We start from the raw sequence: 18,666 nt of genomic DNA, 5'->3' as shown, positions 1-18,666 counted from the left end.
GCCACAGCGTGTAGTCCGCGTACTGCACCGGCAGCGGCGTCCACTGTGGAGCTTCCCCGGCCCGGCGGGCGGCGTAGGCTGTGGCGATGTCGCGCCACAGCGGGGCCATCGACCAGCCGTCGGAGGCGATGTGGTGGAACACCAGCGCGAAGACGTGCTCGCGGGCGCCGAGCCGCAGCAGCTCCGCGCGCACCGGCACGTGCCGCTCAATGTCGAACGCCCCGCGGACCAGCCCGGTCAGGGCGTCGTCGAGGTCCTCGACTTCGCGGACGGGCAGGTCGACCTCGGCGGCCGGGAGGATGTCCTGGTGGGGCACGCCGTCCCGCTGCGGGAACCGGGTGCGCAGCGCCTCGTGCCGGGCGACCACGTCCGTCAGCGCCCGGCGCAGCGCCTCGACGTCGAGGGCGCCTTCGAGCCGCATGATCAGCGGGACGTTGTAGGTGGCCGACGGCCCTTCGAGGTGGTGCAGGAACCACAGCCGCTGCTGGGCACCGGACAGCGGGACGAGGTCCGGCCGGCGCGCGGGGACCAGCGGCGGCCGCGCGGTGCCGCGGGCGGTCGCGAGCACTGCGGCCAGGCCCGCCGGGGTGGGTGTCTCGAAGACCGCCCGCACTTCGAGCTCGGCGTGCAGGGCGGTGCGGACGCGGGCGATCAGCCGCGTGGCCAGCAGCGAATGCCCGCCGAGGGCGAAGAAGCTGTCGTCCGGGCCGACCCGCGGCAGGCCGAGGACGTCGGCGAACAGCGCGCACAGCTCCCGTTCGGCCGGGGTGCGCGGTTCGCGGTCCGACACCGGCGCGCTCCGGTCCGGGGCCGGGAGCGCGCGGCGGTCGAGCTTGCCGTTCGCCGTCACGGGCAGCGCGTCGAGCACGACGATCGCCGACGGCACCATGTGCTCGGGCAGCCGGTCGGCGGCCAGGGCGCGCAGCTCCGCGGGCAGGGCGGTGCTGCGGCGCGAGCGCCGGGGATTGCCGGTGTAGGACAGGATCGGGTCCGGGCCGGGCCGGAACGCGCCGGCCGGGTCACCGCGGGTGAACAGGACGTCGACCGAGCCGTCGCCGGCCGCGGACCACGTGACGACCGCACCGAGTGCGTACCAGTCTTCGGGGTTCACGCCTTCGGTGATCCGCCCGTTGGGGACGCCTTCGACGCGCAGGCCGTCGCGACGCCGCGCGGCCACTTCCTCCACAGTGGACACATCGGTGCCCCACGTCAGCGTCTCGACCGGAAGTGGCTCGGCGGTTCCCGGACGCAGGACGACGTCGTAGCGGTACTGGGTGAGTTCGTTGACCGCCCGGCCGCGCTTGACCCGGATGTCCGCGGCGACCCCGTCGAGGCCCGCGAAGAACTCCGGCGCCACCAGGAGTTCCTTCTCCCGCAGCAGCCGCTGTTCGACGTCACCGCCGCGCGCCTCGGCCACCGCCGTGTGGAACGCCCGGACCTGACGCAGGTCGCGGACGTCGCCGACGAAGAGCGAGCCACCCGGCGCCAGGAGGTCCAGGGCCTTGCGCACCACCTCCAGGAGGTACGTCCCGCTCGGGAAGTACTGCACGACGGAGTTGAGCACGATCGTGTCGAAGAACCCGACCGGCAGGCCGGTGACGTCGGCGGCGTCGCCGGTGCGCAGTTCGACGCGCTCGGCGAGCACCGGATCGACCGCGACCCGCTGGCCCAGCGAAGCGATGACCTCGGCGGAGAAGTCCGTGCCCCAGTACGCCTCGCAGTGCGGGGCCAGCTCGGTCAGCAGCAGGCCGCTGCCGACGCCGATTTCCAGGAGCCGCCGCGGGTTCAGGTCGCGGATCCGGGTGACGATCGTGTCGCGCCACTCGCGCAGCTCCGCGCGCGGGATCGGCTCGCCGGTGTAGCTGGAGTTCCAGCCCGCGAACTCGTCGCGGTCGCCCGAGTACATCGAGTCGTACAGCTCGCGCCACTCGCCGACCTGCTCGGTCTCCTCCTCGGCCGAACCGTCGCTGTCGGCGGGGACGACGTACCCGACCAGGCGGACGTCGCCGGGGCGGTCCTCGCGGGCGACGACGACGGCGTGGGCGACGTCGTCGTGGGCGGCCAGGGTCGCGGCGATCTCCCCGGGTTCGACGCGGAAGCCGCGGATCTTGATCTGCTCGTCGCCGCGGCCGAGGAACTCGAGGACGCCGTCGGAGCGGAAGCGGGCGAGGTCGCCGGTGCGGTACATCCGGGCGCCGGGCGCGCCGAAGGGGTCGGCGACGAACCGCTCGGCGGTGAGCCCGGCCCGGCCGAGGTAGCCGCGGGCGAGCTGGACGCCGGCCAGGTACAGCTCGCCGGGGGTGCCCGGCGGGACCGGACGCAGGGCGGCGTCGAGGACGTAGGTGCGGGTGTTCCACACCGGACGTCCGATGGGGACGGAAGTGTCCTCAGTGGACGTCCGATGTGCCGTGACGTCCACCGAGGCTTCGGTCGGGCCGTACAGGTTGTGCAGTTCGGCGGCCAGGGCCTGCGCGAACTGCGCGACGGCGGCCGGGGGCAGGGCCTCGCCGCTGCACAGCACCCGGCGCAGGCTCGTGCACTCCCCCGCCGCCGGCTCCTGGAGGAAGACCTGGAGCATCGACGGGACGAAGTGGACGGTCGTGATGGCCCGGTCGCGGATCAGCCGGGCGAGGTGGGCGGGATCCTTGTGCCCGTCCGGCCGGGCGAGCACCTCGGTGGCGCCGGTGACCAGCGGCCAGAGGAACTCCCACACCGAGACGTCGAAGCTGGACGGCGTCTTCTGCAGCACCCGGTCGCCGGCGGTGAGGCCGTACTCGGCCTGCATCCACAGCAGCCGGTTCACGATCCCGGCGTGCGGGACGACCACGCCCTTCGGCCGGCCCGTCGAGCCGGAGGTGTAGATGACGTACGCCGGGTTCTCCGGCCGCGGCACGACTTCCAGGGGCGCGTCCGGAACTCCGGCCAGGGTGTCCGGATCGTCGAGCAGCAGGGCGCCCGGGACGGCGGTGTCCGCGACGGCCAGCACCAGCGCCGGGTCGGCGTCTTCGAGCATGAACGCGATGCGGTCGGCCGGGTAGCCGGGGTCGAGCGGCAGGTAGGCCGCGCCCGCCTTGAGCACGGCGAGGATCGCCGTGACCAGGTGCGTCGAGCGGGGCAGTGCCAGCGCGACCACGCGCTCCGGCCCGGCGCCCCGCGCGGCCAGCACGCGGGCCAGACGATTCGAGACGGCGTCAAGCTCGGCGTAGGTGAGCTCTTCGTCCTCGAACACCAGCGCGGGGTGGTCGGGGGTCCGCGCGACCTGGGCCGCGAACAACTCGGGGACGGTGACCGCCGGGACGTCCTCGACGGCCCCCGACCAGGTCCGTTCGAGGCCGTCGCGCTCGGCCGCGGTGAGCACGTCGAGGGAGCCGAGGCGGCGGTCCGGGGCGGCGGCGACCTGGCGGAGCAGGGTTTCCAGGCGGTCGAGGAGGCCGGTCACGGTGGCCCGGTCGAACACCTCGGCGTTGAACTCGGCCTGACCGTGCAGACCGTCGGCGCGCTCGGTGAAGGAGAACCAGAGGTCGAACTTGGCCGTGCCGGTGCCGACGGGCCGCTCGGTCACGGTCAGGCCGGGCAGTGCGACGCCGGTGCCGGGGGTGTTCTGCCAGGCGAGCATGGTCTGGAACAGCGGGTGGTGGGCCAGCGACCGGGCCGGGTTGAGCGCCTCGACCAGCCGCTCGAACGGGACGTCCTGGTGGGCGTAGGCGTCGAGGCTGCGCTCGCGCACCCGGGCCACGAGGTCGCGGAACGACGGGTCGCCGCCGGTGTCCACGCGCAGGACCAGGGTGTTGACGAAGAACCCGACGAGGTCGTCGAGGGCCGGGTCGGTGCGGCCGGCGATCGGGGTGCCGATCGGGATGTCGGTGCCCGCGCCGAGCCGCGTGAGCAGCGCCGCCAGGCCCGCGTGCACGACCATGAACGGGCTGGCCCCGCACGCGCGGGCGAGGTCGGCGAGCCCGGCTTGGAGCCCGGCGTCCCAGGTGAAGGTGAAGAACCCGCCGCGGTGGGCGGAGGCCGGCGGGTGCGGCCGGTCGAGCGGCAGCGGGATCCGGTCGGGCAGGCCGTCGAGGGCCTCCCGCCAGTAACCGAGCTGGGCGGCCTCTTCGGTGGCGAGGAGCTCGCGTTGCCAGAGCGTGTAGTCCGCGTACTGCACGGGCAGCGGCGTCCACGGGGGAGCTTCGCCGCGCAGGCGGGCGCGGTAGGCCGCCGCGATGTCCCGCCACAGCGGTGACAGCGACCAGCCGTCGGCGGCGATGTGGTGCACGACCAGGACCAGCACGTGCCGCCGCGGGTCGGCGGTCAGCAGTTGCGCGCGCACCGGCACCCCGGCGCCGAGGTCGAACACGCCGCGCACGAGCGCGTCGACCTCGGTGTCCACATCGGACACTGCCCGGACGGTCAGCGCCACCGTTCCTTCGGGCAGCACCCGCTGGTACGGCACGCCGCCGTCGACCGGGAAGACCGTCCGCAGTGCCTCGTGCCGGCCCAGGACGTCGGCGAGCGCCGACCGCAGCGCGTCGACGTCGAGCTCGCCGGCCAGCTCCATGACGAGCGGGACGTTGTAGGTCGCCGAGCCGCCTTCCAGCCCGTGCAGGAACCACAGGCGCTGCTGCGCGAACGACAGCGGCAGCCGCTCCGGCCGGTCGGTGACGCGCACCAGCGGGCGCCGCTCGGTCTCGGTGACGGCGCCGGCGAGGAGGTCCGCGAGGGCGGCCGGCGTCGGAGCGTCGAACACCGCCCGCACCGGCACTTCGGCGCCGACGGCCGCGCGGATGCGCTGGATCAGCCGGGTGGCGAGCAGCGAGTGCCCGCCGAGCGCGAAGAAGTCGTCGTCCGGTCCGGCCTGCGGCACCCCGAGGACGTCGGCGAACATCTCGCACAGCAGCTGCTCGACGGGGTTGCGCGGCGCCCGGCCGGGCCCGGCGGTGAACCGCTCGGGGCTGGGCAGGGCCTTGCGGTCCAGCTTGCCGGAGGCGAGCACCGGCAGCTTGTCGAGGATCACGAACGCCGAAGGCACCATGTACTGCGGCAGCCGGTCCCGGACGTGCGCGCGCAGCGACGCCACCAGCGCCCCGGTCTCTCGCCGGGCCGCGGGGTTGTTGGCGTACGACCCCGGCGTGCCCGCCTGGCGCACCGGCCGGTAAGCGGAACCGTCTTCGCCCCTCGTGAAGACGGCTTCCAGCTCGCCGCCCACGGCCGCCAAGGTGACGGCCACGCGGTAGCCGGCGCGCTCGCCGAGCCGGTACAGGGCTTCGGGGTCGACGCCGTCCCGGCTCTCGAGCGCCGCCAGGGCCGCCTCGGCGTCGCCGGTGTCCAGGGCGCGGACCGCGGCCCGTTCGCCGGCCAGCCGCGCGTCCGGGATCGCGGTGACGCGCAGCCTCTCCGGCGTCTCGGCGGACAGGAACCGTTCCACCGCACCGAGGTCGCCGAACGCGACGACCTGTTCTTCGACCGCTTCCGGCCGCGGGGCCTTCCGCAGGACGACGTCGTAGCGGTGGCGGGTCAGCTCGTTGTGCGCCTGGCCGCGCTTGACCCACAGGTCGACGTCGCCGAAGCCGTCGAGTTCCCGGGCCAGGGCGGCGAAGAAGTCCGGGTCGAGGACCAGCTCGCCGTCCCGCGCGATCGCCTGGTCCACCGCGGCGACGTCGGTCCGGCCGCGGTGCAGCTCGACGGCGGTCCGGAAGGCCCGCAGCGAACGCAGGTTGCGGAGGTCGCCGAGGAAGATCGTCCCGCCCGGGGCCAGCCGCGTGGCGGCGGTTTTCACGACTTCGGCGAGGTAGTCCGCACTCGGGAAGTACTGGGCGACCGAGTTGATGATCACCGTGTCGAAGTCCGGCAGTGCGCCCAGGTCGTGAGCGGGCCGCGCGGCGAGATGGACCTTGCCCGCCAGCTCGGGCATGGCGGCGACCTCCCGCCGGACGTTCTCGACCGCGCTCTCGGAAAGGTCGACGCCCCAGTAGGTCTCGGCGTCCGGGGCGATCCGCGAGAGGATCAGGCCGCTGCCGACGCCGATCTCCAGCACCCGCTTCGGCCGCAGCGCGCGGATCCGGTCGATCGTCGCCGCGTGCCACTCCCGCATCTCGGCGAGGGGGAGCTCCGAGCCGTCGTAGCTGGAGTTCCAGCCGGCGAAGTTCTCTTCGATGCCGTGGGAGCCGGCGAGCATCTCCTCGTGGACGTCGTGCCATTCGTCGACGTGGCCCTGCTCGGCCGTCCGGTCCCGGTCGGGCACCGGCACGGCGCAGGCGATCAGTTGCCCGTCCTGCGCGACGACGACCGGCTGGCCGACCCGCGGGTGTTCCGCGAGCACCGACTCGATTTCGCCGAGTTCGATGCGGTAGCCGCGGATCTTGACCTGGTCGTCGGCCCGGCCGAGGAACACGAGACGGCCGTCCGGCAGCCACTTGACCAGGTCACCGGTCCGGTAGAGGCGTCCGCCGGAACCGAAGGGGTCGGCGATGAACCGCTCCGCCGTCAACCCCGGCCGACCGAGATAGCCGCGCGCCAGGCCGCTTCCGGCGAGGTACAGCTCGCCGACCACTCCGACCGGGACGGGGGCCAGGTGCGCGTCGAGGACGTAGGCCCGGGTGCCGGGGTCCGGCACGCCGATCGGGACGGCCGAGCCGGGGACGATCTCCGGGTCGCAGAGCCCGAGCGTCGAGTTGGTCGTGGCCTCGGTCGGGCCGTAGGCGTTGAACATCCGCCGCCCCGGCGCCCAGCGGCGGACCAGCTCCGGCGACACGCGCTCGGTGCCCGCGAGCAGGACGCTGTTCCGCGGCAGGTCGCAGTCCTCGGGGAACTCCGCGAGCAGCGCGGGCGGGAGAATCATGAAGTCGACGCCGTGGGCGTGCGCGTACTCGGCCAGCTCGGGCCCGGGCACCCGGCGTTCGGCCGGGACGATCACCAAGCGGCCGCCGGAGAGCAGGCCGAGGCACAGGTCCCAGAACGCGACGTCGAAACTGGGCGACGCGAACTGCAGCACCCGGCTGTGCGGGCCCACGCCGAACCGCTCGGACTGCGTCGCGACGAGCTTCGCGACACCCGCGTGGGAGACCACGACGCCCTTGGGCCGCCCGGTGGAGCCGGAAGTGTAGATGACGTAGGCGGCGTTGGCCGGGACGATCGCGGCGGCCGGGTCCGTCGCCGGGTCCCACGAGATGTCGTCGAGCAGCAGGACGTCGCCGTCGAAACGGTCGGCGAGATCGCGCGTGGTCACCACGCAAACCGGGCGGGCGTCGGACACCATGAACGCGATCCGCTCGGCCGGGTGATCCTGGTCCAGCGGCAGGTATGCGGCGCCGGCCTTGAGGACGGCCAGCTCGGCGACGATCATCTCGATCGAGCGCGGCACGGCGAGCGCGACAACCTGTTCCGGCCCGGCGCCGTGCTCGATGAGGATGTGGGCGAGCCGGTTCGCGCGCACGTCCAGCTCCGCGTAGGACAGTTCCCGGTCCTCGAAGACGAGCGCGACCGCGTCCGGCGCCTCCCGGACACGGGCGGCGAACAGCTCCGGCAGGGTCGACAGCGGCGCCCCGAGGTCCGTCTCGTTCCAGTCCTCGAGAATCCGGTGCAGTTCCGGTGCCGTCATGAGATCCAGCCGGGCCACCGGCCACTGTGGAAGATGCTGCGCATCGGCGAGCAGGTTTCCGAGGTGGTCCAGCATCCGGTCCACAGTGGATTCATCGAGGACGTCGGCGCGGTAGTCCGCGCCGTCCCGGGTCAGGTTCAGGTCCAGGCCCAGGTCCGTTTCGGCACCGAAACCGACGTTGACCAGCACCGATCCCCCGCGCCCCGGCTCGGGCTCCAGCGCGGCGACCAGGTCGCCGAACGGAATCCGGTGGGCCAGCGCCTCTTCCCGTGCCTCGCGTACGCGCGCAACCACTTCGCCGAAGTCCGGCGAGCCACCCAGATCCACCCGGAGGGGCACCAGCGCGCCGATCCCGAGCACGACGTCCACCGTTCCCGCATACCGGGACAACAGCACTGTGAAGGCCGCGAGGAGGGTCAGCTCGTCGACGGCGGGCAGCGGACGGTCCAGTCGGGCGAAGACGGGCTCCACCGGGTACGGCCGGTCGACCGGCAGCGGCAGCTCCTTCGGCGCCGAAGCGAGGCGGTCACGCCAGAAACCGAGCCTCGACACCTGCTGCTGCACAGCGTCACCGTTGCTCACCGGTAGACCAGCCTCCCGCTGCTCACGGGCACCCCGATCGGGGTGCAAACTTAGGTGACCCTAACAAACGGATGGTGAGGATGCACTCCTGTACCATCGGTTAGCCTTACCTAAATCAGTACCAGTCGGAGGTGCGGTGCGAACAGACCCCGGAGGGATCGCTCTCGAGCGACGCCCGCCACACACGGGCCGCGCGCTCGGTCTGCTGGCCGCTCTCGGTGTGCTGGTTTTCCTCTGCCTGCTGAGTGTCTGGCTGGGCTCCAAGGAGATCTCGGTCGGCGCCGTCTGGCAGGTCCTGTGGCACGGCGACGGCTCCGCCGACGCCGTGATCATCCACAGTGTCCGGATGCCGCGCACCCTCCTGGCCGTGCTGGTGGGCGCCGCGCTCGGCCTGGCCGGCACGCTCATGCAGGCGTTGACGCGCAACCCCCTGGCCGACCCGGGACTGCTCGGCGTCAGCGCCGGGGCCGCGTTCGCCATCGTCTTCTCCATCACCGTGCTCGGCGTGAGCTCCCTCTACGGCTACATCTGGTTCGCCTTCGCCGGTGCGCTCGCCGCGACCACGGTCGTCTACTTCCTCGGCACCCGGGGCCGCAGCGGCTCGAGCCCGGTCAAGCTGGCCCTCGCCGGAGCCGCCGTCACGGCGCTGCTCGGCTCGTTCACCAGCGCGATGGTGCTGTCGGACCCGGTGGCGCTCAACCGCTTCCGGTTCTGGTCGGCCGGTTCGCTCGCCGGCGTCGACAGCGGATCGCTGCTGCGGGTCCTGCCGTTCCTGCTCGCCGGCGTGGTGCTGGCGATCGCCAGCGGCCCCGCGCTGAACAGCCTCGCGCTCGGCGACGACGTCGCGGTGGCGCTCGGGCGGCGGCTGGGCCCGCTGCGGCTGCGCGGCGCTCTGGCCATCACGCTCCTGACCGGCGCTTCCGTCGCGGTCGCGGGGCCGATCGTGTTCCTCGGCCTGATCGTCCCGCACGCCGTGCGGTTCCTCATCGGGCCGGACCACCGGTGGCTGCTGCCCTACACCGCGGTCCTCGCGCCCTCCCTGCTGCTCGCCGCGGACATCCTCGGCCGGATCATGGCCCGGCCCGGCGAGGTCCGCGCCGGCGTGATCGTCGCCTTCCTCGGCGCGCCGTTCTTCATCTGGCTGGTCCGCCGCCGCAAGGTGGTGGAAGCCTGATGAGCCTGCTGCAGGTGCGGCGCGGCCGCGTCACCTTCCGTCTCGGGAAACCCGCGGTGTCCGGCCAGGTACGGCTCCGGCCGGTCGCCGTCTCGCTCGTGCTCGCCGTGCTGGCGTTCGCGTTGTTCTGCGCGGGCATGACGATCGGCGACGTCCCGCTCGGCGTGTCCGACGTCCTGTCCGCCGTGTTCGGCGGGGGCGACAGCGGCACCGGCTACATCGTGCAGGAGCTGCGACTGCCGCGGGCGCTGACCGGGCTGCTGGCCGGGCTGGCGTTCGGTGCGTCCGGTGCGGTGTTCCAGACCATCACGCGCAACCCGCTGGCGAGCCCGGACCTGATCGGCATCAACGCGGGCGCGGCCACCGCCGTCGTCGCCGGGATCTCCTTCGGCTTCGGCGGCAGCCTCGGCACCCCCACGCTCGGCCTGCTGGGCGGGCTGCTGACCGGCCTGCTCGTGTACGTCCTCGCGTGGCGGCGCGGCACCACCGGCTACCGGATCATCCTGGTGGGCATCGGCATCTTCGCGATGTGCACCAGCCTGACCGACTACCTGCTCAGCCGCGCGCAGATCACCGAGGCCCAGGCGTCGATCGGCTGGCTGGTGGGCAACCTCGCCAACCGCGGCTGGGAGCACGTCGTCCCGCTGGCCGGCGCGCTGGCGGTGCTGCTGCCGCTCGTGCTGGCCCTGTCGCGGTGGATGCGCACGCTGCAGCTCGGCGACGACGTGGCCGCGGGGCTCGGCACGCCGGTGCAGCCGGTCCGGCTGGGGCTGCTGCTGGCCGGCGCCGGGCTGGTCGCCTTCGCGACGGCGTCCGCGGGCCCGATCTCGTTCGTGGCGCTGACCGCGCCGCAGATCGCGCAACGCCTGGCGCGCCAGCCGTCCCCGCCGCTCATCGCGTCCGCGCTCACCGGCGCGGTGGTGGTGCTGGGCAGCGACCTCCTGGCCCGCACCCTCACGGCGTCCCCGCTGCCGGTCGGCATCGTGACCGGCGCGCTCGGCGCCCCGCTGCTGCTCTGGCTGCTGGCCAGGGCCAACCGATCCGGCTCCGGAGGCTGAACAGATGACACCGTCCCTGCGCGTGCAGGACCTGCGCGTCGCCTACGACGACCGGGTCGTCATCGACGGTCTCGACCTCGACATCCCGGGCGGGAAGATCACCGCGATCGTCGGGCCGAACGCGTGCGGCAAGTCGACGCTGCTGCGCACGCTGGCCCGGCTGCTCACGCCGAAGGCGGGCGGGGTGTACCTGGACGGCCGGTCGATCCACGACCTGCCGACCCGCCAGGTCGCCCAGCAGCTGGGCATCCTGCCGCAGTCCCCGGTGGCGCCCGAGGGCATGACGGTGGCCGACCTCGTCGGCCGCGGCCGCGCCCCGCACCAGAGCTGGTGGCGCCAATGGTCCACATCGGACGAAGACGCGGTCCGCGCGGCGCTGGAGGCCACCTCGCTGCTGGACCTCGCCGGCCGCCCGGTGGACGAGCTGTCCGGCGGCCAGCGCCAGCGCGCGTGGATCGCGATGGCGGTCGCGCAGGGCACGCCGGTGCTGCTGCTCGACGAGCCGACGACGTACCTCGATCTCGCCCACCAGATCGACGTGCTCGACCTGGTCGTCGACCTCAACCGCGCCGAGGGCCGCACGGTGGTGATGGTGCTGCACGACCTCCCCCAGGCGTGCCGGTACGCCGACCACGTGATCGCGATGAAGGCGGGCCGCGTGGTGGCCTCCGGCGAGCCGGCGTCGGTGATCACGGAGAACCTGGTCGAGGAGGTCTTCGACGTCCGTTGCCAGGTCGCCCCGGACCCGGTGAGCGGGACGCCGATGGTGATCCCGATCAGCCGTCACCACCCGGCGCCGGTGCACTAGCGCTATCCTGGGGCCCGGCCTTCCTCACCGTCTCCACCGTCTCCGAGGACCGATCCGGCCGAAACTCCCCCACCCAGGAAGCTGACTGCCGTGTACGCGCTGCCCGAAAAGACCACCGGCCCCGAACGCGAACTGCTGGAGGCCATGCTCGACCGCGGCCGCCTCGCGCTCGTCGAGAACGCGCGCGGGCTGTCCGAAGCGGATGCCCGGCGTCGGCTGGTCCCGTCCCTGACCACGCCGATCGCCCTGGTGAAGCACGCCGCCGTCGCCGAGCGCCGCTGGTTCCAGTGGCTCATCGCCGGGCTCGACGAGGCCGAGATCGACGGGCCCTCGACCCCCGGGGACCCCAGTTTCGTGGTCGCCGACGAAGAAACGGTCGCCGACGTGATCGCCGAGTACGAACGCACCAGCGCGCGCTCCCGCGAGATCGCGGCGGGTTTCTCGCTCGACGACCGCTGGACGCACCCGGTCGTCGGCGAGGTCACCCTCAGGTTCGTCTACCTGTTCCTGATCGAGGAGCTCGCCCGCCACACCGGCCACGGCGACATCCTGCGGGAACAGCTCACCGCACGCTGACGGCGAACTTCCCGGCCGGCTCCGCGACCACCCGGCGGTCCACGACGGACTGCAGGATCTCCCCCACCCGCACCGCGGTGTTCGACAGCAGCGACGACGTGATGCCGTGCGTGTGCTCGGTGCCGCCCTGCAGGTAGATCCCGCCGCGCAGCGGGAATTCTGTCGCCAGCCGGTAGTCGCGCTCCACCCGCAGGCGCCCGGACTCGTCGCGCAGGCACCGCGGGCCCAGCTCGCCGAGCAGCGGCGTCGGGTCCGCGGGCCGGTACCCCGTGGCGTAGACGACCGCGTCGGCGTCCAGGACCGTGCGCTCGCCCGTCGTCAGGGACTCGACCGTCACCGTTCCGCTGTCGGTCACCTCGACCGGGCGCGAAACGTTGAACAGCCGCAACCGTTCCACGCCCAGCACCTTCTCGCGGTAGACCCGCCGGTAGAGCTCGTCGATCAGGTCGACGTCGACGGCGGAGTAGTTCGTCGCGCCGTGGTAGCGCATCAGGCGGTCCTTCACCGGCTCGCCCGCGCGGTAGAACTGGTCGACGGCGTCCGGGTCGAAGATGCGGTTGGCGAACGAGCTGTCGTCGGCCGGGCTGTAGCCGTAGCGGGCGAACACCGCGCACACCTCGGCGCGGGGGAACTCTTCGTGCAGCAACGCGGCGACCTCGGCCGCGCTCTGGCCGGCCCCGACCACGACGAACCGCTTCGGGTCGGCACCGCGCAGCGCGTCCACGCGGAACAGCAGTTCGCTGTTGTGCCAGATCCGGGCCCCGGCGGTGACGCCCTCGGGCAGCTGCGGCCGCAGACCCGTGCCCATCACCAGGTTCCGGGCGCGCAGGCAGGAGCCGTCCGAGGCCCGGACGTCGAAGTACGCGACTTCGGACCCGTCGTACACCGGTGTCACCGAGCCGACCTCGGTGCCGTAGGAGACGACGTCGTCGACCTTGGCGGCCGCCCACTCGAAGTAGTCGTGGAACTCGACCCGCAGCGGGAAGAGGTTCTTGTGGTTGATGAAGTCGACCAGCCGCCCGGCGGCGTGCAGGTAGCTGAGGAAGCTGAACTCGCTGGTCGGGTTCCGCATGGTGACCAGGTCCTTGAGGAACGACACCTGCATGGTCGCGGTCTCGATCAACATCCCGCGGTGCCAGCCGAAGCGCGGCTGCCGCTCGAGGAAGTGCGCCGTCACCGGCTCACCGGAACCGGCGTTGTGCTCGGCGAGGGCGATCGCGAGGGCCAGGTTCGACGGTCCGAAGCCCACGCCGACGATGTCGTAGATCGGGACCTCTGCAGTCATGTTGCTCCCTCGCGCGCTCCGGTACGGTTCAGGGAACCCTAACCTAACTTAGGCGAGCCTCGCCTAGTACGTTCGTGGTGATGTTCGTCCCCGATCATGAAAGGCACTCTCGAAATGCGCGTGGCGATGTTCGGCTACCAGACCTGGGGGCACCGGACCCTGCGGGCGCTCATCGACGCCGGTCACGAGGTCGCCCTCGTGGTCACGCACCCGAAGAGCGACCACGCCTACGAGCGGATCTGGGCGGACTCGGTCGCCGACCTCGCCGAGGAGAACGGCATCCCGGTCCTCCTGCGCAACCGCCCGGACGACGCCGAACTGCTGGCCGAACTGAAGGCCGCCGACCTCGACCTGATCGTGGCGAACAACTGGCGCACCTGGCTGCCGCCGGAGATCTTCGAACTGCCGCGCCACGGCACCCTGAACATCCACGACTCACTGCTGCCGGCGTACGCGGGCTTCTCGCCGCTCATCTGGGCCATGATCAACGGCGAGCCCGAGGTCGGCGTCACCGCCCACATGATGGACGGCGAGCTCGACGCCGGCGACATCGTGCTGCAGCGCGCGATCCCGGTCGGGCCGTCCGACACCACGACCGACCTCTTCCACCGCACGGTCGACCTCATCGCGCCGATCACCGCCGAGGCCATCTCCCTGATCGAGACCGGCTACACGCCGGTGCCGCAGGACCGGTCGAAGGCCAGCTTCTTCCACAAGCGGGCCAAGCGGGACAGCCTGATCGACTGGACCCTGCCGCCCGCCGACCTCGAGCGGTTCGTCCGCGCGCTGTCGGACCCGTATCCGAACGCGTTCGCCTACCACCGCGGCGAAGAGCTGCGGATCCTGAAGGCGTCGGTCTCGCAAGGCCACTACGGCGGCACGCCGGGCCGGATCTTCATCCGCGAGGGCGACGGCGTGGTGATCGTCGCCGGGCCGGACGCCCGGCGCGGCCGGTCCCCCGGCCTGCTCGTCGAGCGCGTCCGCACCGCCGACGGGACCGAACTGCCCGCGCACGAGTACTTCAAGACGATGGGCGGGTACGTCACCGACCGTCCCTGACCGGTGAGCGGGACATCCCTTGGCGGCGGCCACGCCGGTGAGCAGGATGTCCCGCATGGCCGGGATCAGCTTCCTCGACGACCACCGCACCTGGGTGCTCACCGGCGAGTCGAGCACGTACGCGCTGCGGCTGGACGAAGACGACGTCCCGACCCACGTCCACTGGGGCCCCGCGCTGTCCGACGCCGAAGTCCTCGAGCTGTCCGCGAAAACGCTTCCCTGGTGGGACGGCTTCAACGACCCGAACGAGGGACTCGCCGAACTCGCCGCCGACGGCGGCACCCGGTACTGGACGCCCGCCCTGCAGGTCCGCTTCGCCGACGGGACGCGGGCCCTCGAATGGCGGTACGAGAACCACGACATCACCGGCGAGCACCTGCGCCTGTTCTTCGCGGACCGGCACTACCCGCTGCGGATCACCCTGCACTACCGGCTCCGCGGCGCCGTCCTCGAACGCTGGACCGAGCTGAGCGCCGACACCGACGTCGAGGTCGTCCGGGCCGACTCGGCCACCTGGGCGGTGCCGCTCTTCGAGGACTACCGGCTGAGCCACGTCACCGGCCGCTGGGCGGCGGAGACGCAGCTGCGCCGCGTGAGTGTGCCGCACGGCGAAACCGGCTTCGGGAGCCGGCACGGGATCACCGGTCACCACGCCAACCCCTGGGTGATGGTCGACGACGGCACGGCGACCGAGCGCCACGGCGAGGTCTACGGCGTCGCGCTGGCCTGGAGCGGGTCGTGGCGCCTGACGACCACCCGGTCGTCGACCGGGCGGCTGACGGTCAGCGGCGGTTTCGGCCAGGACGGCGTCGTCCACCGCGTCGGACCGGGCCGGCCGCTGACCACGCCGGTTTACGCCGGGCTGTACACCGACGGCGGGTTCGGCGCGGCGAGCCGTGCGTGGCACGCCTACGTCCTCGCGCACGTCCTGCCGCACGCGGACGAACTGCGTCCGGTGCTCTACAACTCGTGGGAGGCCACCGGATTCGACGTCACCGAGGCCGGGCAGCGCGCGCTGGCCGAGCGGGCGGCGGCGCTCGGCGTCGAGCTGTTCGTGATGGACGACGGCTGGTTCGGCGCCCGCACCGGCGACCACGCCGGGCTCGGCGACTGGCAGGTCAACCGCGCACGGTTCCCCGACGGATTGAAACCGCTGGTCGACGCCGTGCACGGGTTCGGGATGCGGTTCGGCATCTGGGTCGAGCCCGAGATGGTCAACCCCGACAGCGACATCTACCGCGCCCACCCGGACTGGGTGCTGCACCACCCGCACCGGCGACGCTCGGAGCTGCGGCGGCAGCTGGTGCTCAACTTCGCGCGCCCGGACGTCGCCGAGTGGGCGCACGAGTGGCTCGACCGGCTCGTCGGCGAGCACGGCGTCGACTTCCTCAAGTGGGACATGAACCGGCCGTTCAGCGAAGCGGGCTGGCCCGGCGAAAGCGACCAGGACCGGCTGTGGGTCGAGCACACCCGCGCGGTGTACGCGCTGCTCGACCGGCTGCGCGCGGACCACCCCGGCCTGCGGATCGAGTCCTGCGCGGGCGGCGGCGGGCGGATCGACCTCGGCGTCCTGGCCCGCACCGACCAGGTCTGGACCTCCGACAACACCGACGCGCTCGACCGGCTGCGGATCCAGCACGGGTACGGCCAGCTCTACCCCGCCCGCGCGATGTCGGCCTGGGTCACCGACAACCCCAATTTCGTGACGGCCCGCTCGGTGCCGCTCGCGTTCCGGTTCCACGTCGCCATGGCCGGCGTGCTCGGCCTCGGCGGCGACGTCGTGCACTGGCCCGCCGGCGAGCTCGCGGCGGCCCGGGACCTCGTGGCGCTCTACAAGGACATCCGGCCGGTCGTGCAGCACGGCGCGCTGTACCGGCTCCGGCCGCCGGTCGACGACGGCGTCACCGCGCTCCAGTACGTGCTCGGCGATCGCGTGGTCGTGTTCGAGTACCGGCAGGCCGCGCACTTCGGCGAGCCGGAGCGGCCGCTGCGGCTGGCCGGCCTCGATCCCGCTCACCGGTACCTGGATCCGGCTTCCGGGACGGCGCACAGCGGCGCCGTGCTGCTCGCCCGCGGACTGCCGCCCGGCCTCCCGACCGGCGACTTCGCCAGCAGAGTCGTCCGCCTCAACCGGTTAAAGATCTGATCTATCGCCGCATCAACCGCACTTTCGACGGCATTCGACGCTTGACACTCCGGTAAACGTCCGATCGAATGCCTCATACATCACATATGGTGGGTGACGGAAGGCGGCGGTCATGAGAAGGTTCCTGGCGCTGGGAGCAGTGGCGCTCCTGGCGGTGAGCGCGTGCTCGGTCGGGTCGAACACCGGCGGTGGCGGCGATGCGGAGATCACCTTCCTGACGTTCGAGACCCCGAACCTCACCCCCGCTTACTGGGACGCCGCCATCAAGCGCGTCACGGACAAGAACCCGGGTGTCAAGGTCAAGAAGCTCGTCGCCCCGACCGCCGACGGCCGGACGTCGTACGCGAAGCAGCTCCTGCAGTCCGGCCAGTTCCCCGACGTGATGATCGCCGTCGACTCGGCCGGTTTCGCCGAGGCGGGCAACCTCTACGCGTGGACGCCCGAGGAGCTGAAGGACTTCCAGTTCCCGCAGGCCAACCCGGTGAACGGCAAGTACTACCAGCTGCCGGCGAACACCCAGACCATCCCGCCGATCTACTACAACAAGAAGATGTTCGCCGACGCGGGCATCGCGGCGCCGCCGAAGACGTGGGACGAGCTCGTCACCGACGCCGGCAAGCTCAAGGACAAGGGCTACGCGCCGTTCACCATCGGCGGCGGCAAGGACGGCTTCCCGTCGTCGATGATCCTTTCCGGGCTGGTCAGCACCGAGGTCTACAACACGATGCCGGACTGGCTCACCCAGCGGCGTCAGGACAAGGTGAAGTTCGCCGATCCCGCGTTCCAGCACGCGTTTGCGAAGCTCGCCGACCTCGCGGCGAAGGAGTACGTGGACAAGACCAGCGTGTCCCGCGACTACGCGGCGACCGAGCAGGCGTTCCTCGACGGCCAGAGCGCGATGTACCCGATGGGCAACTGGTTCGCCGCCAACGCCGACTCGAAGAAGCACGACTTCGAGGTCGGCGTCTTCAACTTCCCCACCGAGGACGGAAAACTCGTCGTCCCCGCCTACACCGGCGGCGGCATGATCGTCAACGCCAAGGCCGCGAACCTCGACGCCGCGCGGAAGTTCGCCCTCGGTTTCCAGCTCGACAAGGACCAGCTGGACGCCTCCGTGAAGGCCGACGGCCTCTTCCCGGCGATCAAGGGCTACACGCCGCCGTCCGGCGTCGGGGCGACGTTCAAGGCCGGCTACGACCTCTACACCCAGGCCGTGCAGCAGAACGCCGTGGTGCACGCGTTCCGCTGGGAAACCGCCGACGACGGGCTGCTGCCGGGGATGAAGGACAAGGTGGACCAGGCCGCCCAGGACGTGATCACGGGCCGCAAGTCCGTGGCCGACGCGTGCGCCTTCCTGGACACCGAGTGGGCGAAGGCGGGCTGACGTCCTTGACCGCCGTCGCCGCTCCCCCGGCCCCGCCCCGCCCCGTGGCCCCGCGCCGCCGCCGACGCCGGCCGGTCCTGCCGCGGCTGGCGCACTTCGCGTCGTTCGGCGCGCCGGGCGTGCTCGTGTACCTGTGTTTCGTGATGGCGCCGATCCTGATCAGCTTCGGGTACAGCCTGACGAACTACAACCCGTTCCACCCCCCGGTGAAGTTCGTCGGCTTCGACAACTACCGCCTGCTGTTCACCGATTCGCAGTTTCTCACCGCGCTGCGGGTGACCACGATCCTGACGGTGATCGTGGTGATCGTCCCCAATGTCCTCGGGCTCGGCGTGGCGCTGCTGCTGGACCGGAAAGGCTGGCTGTACAACGCTTTGCGGAGCGTGTTCTTCACCCCGGTGATCCTCAGCTCGGTCGTGGTGTCGATCGTCTGGTCCCGGTTGCTCGACGACCGCGGGCCGCTCAACAGCCTGTTGCGCGGCCTGGGTGTCTCGCACCCGCCGGGCTGGCTGTCCGATCCGGACCTGGCGCTGTACTCGGTCGCGTCGATCGTGTGCTGGCAGATGCTCGGGTTCTGCGTCGTGGTCTACCTGGCCGGGCTGCAGGGGATTCCGCCGGAGCTGCTGGAGGCGGCGGAGATCGACGGCGCGGGGCCGTGGCGCCGGTTCCGCGCGGTGACGTGGCCGCTGCTGGCGCCGTCGCTGACGATCAACACGGTGGTGCTGCTGATCTCGGCGTTCAAGACCTACGACTACGTCAAGGTGATCACCAACGGAGGCCCGGGTTCCGGCGCCACGGCCACGATCGCGTTCGACGTCCTGCAGACGGGGTTCGACTCGAACCACGTCGGTTACGCGTCCGCGATGGCGGTGCTGATGCTGGTGATCGTGGCGCTGGTGACGACGGTGGTGCTGAACTTCCTCCGCCGCCGGGAGGTGGACCTGTGACCCTGTCCCGCCCTCGTCCCGGTTCCCGTCCTCGTTCCGTTGCCCGGCCCGCGGTTGCTCTT

General features: G+C 72.1%; 10 protein-coding genes. 8 read left to right on the top strand and 2 right to left on the bottom strand.

Annotation, left to right across the window (positions count from 1 at the left end):
• Positions 1-8,167 (bottom strand): non-ribosomal peptide synthetase (locus C2L58_RS36270; RefSeq protein ID WP_146073742.1); only part of this gene is annotated, 8,167 nt, incomplete at its 3' end.
• Between the two features lie 136 nt (positions 8,168-8,303).
• Here C2L58_RS36270 and C2L58_RS36265 point away from each other — a divergent pair.
• The 4 genes from C2L58_RS36265 to C2L58_RS36250 all read left to right on the top strand — a co-directional run bounded on the left by C2L58_RS36265 (position 8,304) and on the right by C2L58_RS36250 (position 11,783).
• On the top strand, positions 8,304-9,341 hold the full coding sequence (locus tag C2L58_RS36265) for a FecCD family ABC transporter permease (protein ID WP_103342157.1): 1,038 nt from the start codon (positions 8,304-8,306) through the stop codon (positions 9,339-9,341).
• Positions 9,341-10,399: a FecCD family ABC transporter permease gene (locus C2L58_RS36260; RefSeq protein ID WP_103342156.1), complete on the top strand. Its 1,059-nt coding sequence runs from the start codon at positions 9,341-9,343 to the stop codon at positions 10,397-10,399. The genes C2L58_RS36265 and C2L58_RS36260 overlap by 1 nt, the downstream gene beginning before the upstream one ends.
• Positions 10,400-10,403: 4 nt before the next feature.
• The gene (locus C2L58_RS36255; RefSeq protein WP_103342155.1) at positions 10,404-11,207 is read left to right on the top strand and encodes an ABC transporter ATP-binding protein; all 804 of its coding nucleotides are present in this window, start codon (positions 10,404-10,406) and stop codon (positions 11,205-11,207) included.
• Positions 11,208-11,297: 90 nt separating this feature from the next.
• A complete protein-coding gene (locus C2L58_RS36250; RefSeq protein ID WP_103342154.1) occupies positions 11,298-11,783 on the top strand; it encodes a DinB family protein in 486 nt (161 codons plus the stop codon).
• Here C2L58_RS36250 and C2L58_RS36245 read toward each other — a convergent pair.
• A complete protein-coding gene (locus tag C2L58_RS36245) occupies positions 11,770-13,068 on the bottom strand; it encodes a lysine N(6)-hydroxylase/L-ornithine N(5)-oxygenase family protein (protein WP_103342153.1) in 1,299 nt (432 codons plus the stop codon). The two genes, C2L58_RS36250 and C2L58_RS36245, sit on opposite strands and share 14 nt — an antisense overlap.
• Before the next feature lie 114 nt (positions 13,069-13,182).
• Here C2L58_RS36245 and C2L58_RS36240 point away from each other — a divergent pair, with 114 nt between their 5' ends.
• From C2L58_RS36240 to C2L58_RS36225, 4 genes are all read left to right on the top strand, one after another.
• Positions 13,183-14,127 carry a methionyl-tRNA formyltransferase gene (locus C2L58_RS36240; protein WP_103342152.1) on the top strand — a complete coding sequence of 315 codons (945 nt, stop codon included), beginning with the start codon at positions 13,183-13,185 and terminating at the stop codon, positions 14,125-14,127.
• 55 nt (positions 14,128-14,182) lie between these two features.
• On the top strand, positions 14,183-16,273 hold the full coding sequence (locus C2L58_RS36235; RefSeq protein WP_103342151.1) for an alpha-galactosidase: 2,091 nt from the start codon (positions 14,183-14,185) through the stop codon (positions 16,271-16,273).
• A gap of 112 nt (positions 16,274-16,385) precedes the next feature.
• Entirely contained in the window at positions 16,386-17,657 is a 1,272-nt protein-coding gene (locus C2L58_RS36230) for an extracellular solute-binding protein (RefSeq protein WP_103342150.1), read from the top strand.
• Positions 17,639-18,604, top strand: a complete 966-nt coding sequence (locus tag C2L58_RS36225; protein WP_103342149.1) for a carbohydrate ABC transporter permease — start codon at positions 17,639-17,641, stop codon at positions 18,602-18,604. The genes C2L58_RS36230 and C2L58_RS36225 overlap by 19 nt, the downstream gene beginning before the upstream one ends.
• The last annotated feature ends 62 nt before the right edge of the window (positions 18,605-18,666 follow it).

Origin of the sequence: Amycolatopsis sp. CA-126428, from assembly GCF_002904335.1 — a bacterium.
Taxonomy (GTDB): domain Bacteria; phylum Actinomycetota; class Actinomycetes; order Mycobacteriales; family Pseudonocardiaceae; genus Amycolatopsis.
The sequence above is the reverse complement of the archived record's forward strand: the minus strand, read 5'-3'. Positions and strand labels throughout refer to the sequence as shown.